Below are 4,073 nucleotides of genomic sequence, written 5' to 3' on the forward strand. Positions count from 1 at the left end.
ACTAATATAACCCCTTTCGGGGTTAGACATAATATGCGATTTTTCTTCTTGCTCATGTGCCTCATCTGGGGATTGACCTGGATGGCGATAAAGACCGGCGTCGCCGCGGTACCACCGTTCCTGTTTGCTTCTTTGCGCCTGATGGCCGCCGGTACGGTGCTCATTGGCCTGGCCCGAGCGAGAGGCCAGACGGTGTCGCTCCGGGGGCGAACGGGTCGCGTGGTGGCGGCGGCCGTTCTCGTGAACACCGTCGCCTACGGCGCGCTGTTCTGGGGAATGCAGTGGGTCCCCTCGGGAATCTCGGCCGTCGTCAACCTGTCTCTGATACCGCTGGGCCTGTTCTCGATCGGGCTTCTGGTCAAGGAGGAAACGTTCTCCTATCAGAAGCTGGGTGCGATTGCGGTGGGGGTCTTTGGCCTTTTCATCCTCTTCACGCCGAGGATCCGCGGGGGCGAGCGGCCCGAGCTGATCGCCATGATCGTCATCGTCACCGGAACGCTCGCCTACTGTTGGGGGTCGATACTCAGCCGCCCGCTACTGCGAGAGCTCGAGACACTGGCCCTGGGCGGTCTCGAGAGCTTCATCGGCGGAGTGGGCTTGGCGGTATTCGCCATCGTTTTCGAGCCGATCGGGCCCGACACGTTCCGTGCCTTTCTATCCCCGCCGGTCCTGCTGAGCTGGCTCTTCCTCGTTCTGGGGGGCTCGGTGAGCGGCTTCACCATCTATCTGACCCTGCTTCGCGACTGGGGACCTAGCCGCGCGGGGCTCTACGCCTTCGTTTCTCCGGTGGTCGCGCTCCTGGTTGGTGTTCTATTCTTCGAGGAGTCGCTGGGGCCGTTCGAGATCATCGGGTCGGTCACGATGCTGGGTGCTGCGGGAATCGCGCTCGAACGCGCTTAGCGCTTTCTTCCGAGCCCTAGACCGGGAGATAATGAAGGGTTTTTGCGGCCCGAGCGTAAAGGAAACGATGTCTATTCGTGTGAACGTCGACGGAATGCCAGGAGACGAGGCGGCCCGCCTCATTTCCCCTCTGGACCAGGGGTTCTTGTTCGGCGCGAGCGTGTACGAGGCGGTGCGGACTTATGACGGTCGGCCGTTCCTCCTGGAACGTCATCTAAAGAGGCTGCGCGAGTCAGCTGCGGCGCTCGACATCGTGTTCGACACCGACGACGGGGAGCTGGCGAAGCGCATCGACGACACCCTGCAAGCCGCGTCCAACCCCGAGTCGCAGATCCGCATCGTCGTTTCGGCGGGTGTGGGCCGCATCGACTACGGCGCCGGATCGACCTCGAAACCGACCGTGGTCATCGTCGTCCGGCCGCTTCCCGATTTTCCCGATACGCTCTACCGGGACGGAGCCGATGCCGTCTTCGTGACGATCATGCGGGCCGCTCCCGGCAATCTGAGCCCTCGAATCAAATCGTCGAATCTCCTGAACAACGTGATGGCGCTCCGCCAGGCACACGCCCGCGGAGCCTACGAGGCGCTCATGTTGAACAGCGCCGGCGAGGTGGCGGAGGGCTCGATGTCGAACGTCTTCATCGCAAAAGGGGGCGCGATCCGGACGCCGCCGCTCGACGCCGGTATCCTCGAGGGGATCACGCGAGAGCTGGTGTTCGAGATCGCGAATGAGAGCCGTCTCGAGCTCGAGGAGGCGACGTTCCTACCCGATGAGCTTCTCGCCGCCGACGAAGTCTTCATCACCGCTTCGGCGCGCCAGATCGTTCCCATCGTCCGAGTCGACGGTGTCACCATCGGCGGCGGTCGACCGGGCCCGCTCACCCGCAGGCTCATTCTCCTGTACCGAGACAAAGTGCGTGCTCTGATGCGTCCTTCGTCCAATCCTCAAGGTGGTTCATGAAAAGCGACATCGAGATCTCTCGCTCGGTCACACCCGAGCCCATCGCCACGATCGCGGACAAGCTAGGCCTCGAGCCTGGCGAATGGCACCCGTTCGGGCCACATATCGCGAAAGTGGACCCGGCGATCCTGAGCCGGCCGGCACGCAGCAAGAACCCGCGTTTGGTTCTCGTTTCCGCAATCACGCCCACGCCCGCGGGCGAGGGCAAGACCACGACGAGCATCGGCCTCGCTCAGGGTCTCGCGAAGTTGGGTGAGTCGGCCTGTCTGGCGCTTCGCGAGCCTTCGCTCGGACCGTGCATGGGGATGAAAGGAGGAGCCACGGGTGGCGGCTATAGCCAGGTGTATCCCATGGATCGGATCAACCTGCACTTCACCGGTGATTTCCACGCAGTCACCTCGGCGCACAACCTTCTCTCCGCCGCTCTCGACAATCAACTGCATTTCGGCAATGCGCTCGCCATCGACCCACGACGCGTCACCTGGAAACGGGTCATCGACATGAACGACCGTTCGCTTCGCAAGGTCGTGGTCGGTCTGGGAGGACCGCTCCAGGGCGTTCCTCGCGAGACGGGGTTCGACATCACCGCGGCCTCGGAGATCATGGCCATCCTGTGCCTGGCGGCGAACGAGTCCGACCTGAGACGGCGTGTGGATGGCATTCTCATTGGATTCACTTACGGGAAAGAGCCCGTCGTGGCGGCGAAGCTGAACGTCTCCGGCGCGGTGCTGGCACTGCTGCGAGATGCCCTTCAGCCCAATCTCGTCCAGACGCTGGAAGGCGTGCCTGCCTTCATCCACGGCGGCCCCTTCGCCAACATCGCGCACGGCTGCAACAGCGTCGCCGCCACCCGATGCGCGCTCCACCTCGCGGACTGGGCGGTCACCGAAGCGGGTTTCGGCTTCGACCTGGGCGGGGAGAAATTCTTCGACATCAAATGCCGCTCCGCCGGATTGAATCCCGCGGCGGTGGTCCTCGTGTCGACCGTGCGAGCGCTCAAGATGCACGGGGGAAAGGCCAAGGACGGACTGACGACCCCCGACCCCGGTGCGGTCCGCTTCGGCCTCGCGAACCTCGACAAGCACCTGGAGAACGTCCAACATTTCGGAAAGACGGCCGTCGTGGCTCTCAATCGTTTCGGAAGCGACTCCGACGAAGAGATCGAGGTCGTCCGGAAGCGTTGTGAGGAGCTATCAGTGCCTTTCGCGGTGTCGGACCACCATGCCCGGGGCGGCGAGGGTGCGATCGAGCTCGCGCGCACCGTCATGCGGCAAGCCGCCGTTCCATCGGCTCCCGCCGAGCCGCTCTACCAAATCTCGGATACGGTCCCCGAGAAGGTCCGCAAAGTGGCACGAAAGATGTACGGAGCTCGAGATGTCGTCTTCACGAAAGAAGCGGACAAACAACTCGCCGAAGTCGAAAGACTCGGTTACACCGAGCTTCCCGTCTGCATCGCCAAGACCCAGAACTCGCTTTCGGATGATCCGGCCCTCTTCGGGCGCCCGGAGGATTTCGACATCACCGTGAGCGGAATCGAGATCAACGCCGGAGCGGGCTTTCTCGTGGTCCTCACCGGAGACATCATGCGGATGCCCGGCCTTCCGCGACGGCCCCGAGCCGAGGACATCGATCTCGTCGAAGGCCAGATCGAGGGACTCCAATAGACCCAGTTACAAATCGCGGGCTGAGCCGACCCGTCGGCTCGAAGGGCGGACGACTTCGGGCTCGGGGGTGAAATCCTCGCCGGGGTTGACGAAGCGGTTCATCTCGATCTGGTACTGTCGATCGTAGAGCTCCCGATAGCGACCCCCGACGGCCAGAAGGGCATCGTGACTTCCGCGCTCGACGATCCTGCCTCCCTCGAGCACGAGGATCTGGTCTGCGCTCACGATCGTGGACAGGCGATGCGCGATCACGAAGGTCGTTCGTCCCTTCCTCAGCGACCGCAGGCCGTCCTGAATCATCGCTTCGCTCTCGCTGTCGAGGCTCGACGTCGCCTCGTCGAGAACGAGGATCTCGGGATCCGAACGGATGGCGCGGGCGATGGCGATACGCTGGCGCTGCCCGCCCGACAGCTTGACGCCTCTCTCACCCACGACGGTGTCATAGCCTTCGGGAAACCGCTCGACGAACTCGTCGCAGTGGGCGATGCGACTGACCTCGCGAATCTCGGCATCGGTCGCTTCCGGCCGGGAGTAGGTGATGTTCTCTC

General features: G+C 63.4%; 4 protein-coding genes. 3 read left to right on the top strand and 1 reads right to left on the bottom strand.

Annotation, left to right across the window (positions count from 1 at the left end; all coding sequences use genetic code 11):
• Positions 1 to 33 precede the first annotated feature (33 nt).
• From VEK15_00785 to VEK15_00795, 3 genes are all read left to right on the top strand, one after another.
• The gene (locus VEK15_00785; GenBank protein ID HXV59198.1) at positions 34 to 900 is read left to right on the top strand and encodes an EamA family transporter; all 867 of its coding nucleotides are present in this window, start codon (positions 34 to 36) and stop codon (positions 898 to 900) included.
• A 67-nt stretch (positions 901 to 967) separates the two neighbouring features.
• Positions 968 to 1,861: an aminotransferase class IV gene (locus VEK15_00790; protein HXV59199.1), complete on the top strand. Its 894-nt coding sequence runs from the start codon at positions 968 to 970 to the stop codon at positions 1,859 to 1,861.
• Positions 1,858 to 3,525, top strand: a complete 1,668-nt coding sequence (locus tag VEK15_00795) for a formate--tetrahydrofolate ligase (GenBank protein HXV59200.1) — start codon at positions 1,858 to 1,860, stop codon at positions 3,523 to 3,525. Before VEK15_00790 ends, VEK15_00795 begins: the two co-directional genes overlap by 4 nt.
• Positions 3,526 to 3,531: 6 nt before the next feature.
• Here VEK15_00795 and VEK15_00800 read toward each other — a convergent pair.
• The coding region (locus tag VEK15_00800; GenBank protein ID HXV59201.1) for an ATP-binding cassette domain-containing protein at positions 3,532 to 4,073 on the bottom strand (542 nt) is incomplete at its 5' end.

The organism is Vicinamibacteria bacterium (assembly GCA_035620555.1).
Classification (GTDB): Bacteria; Acidobacteriota; Vicinamibacteria; order Marinacidobacterales; family SMYC01; genus DASPGQ01.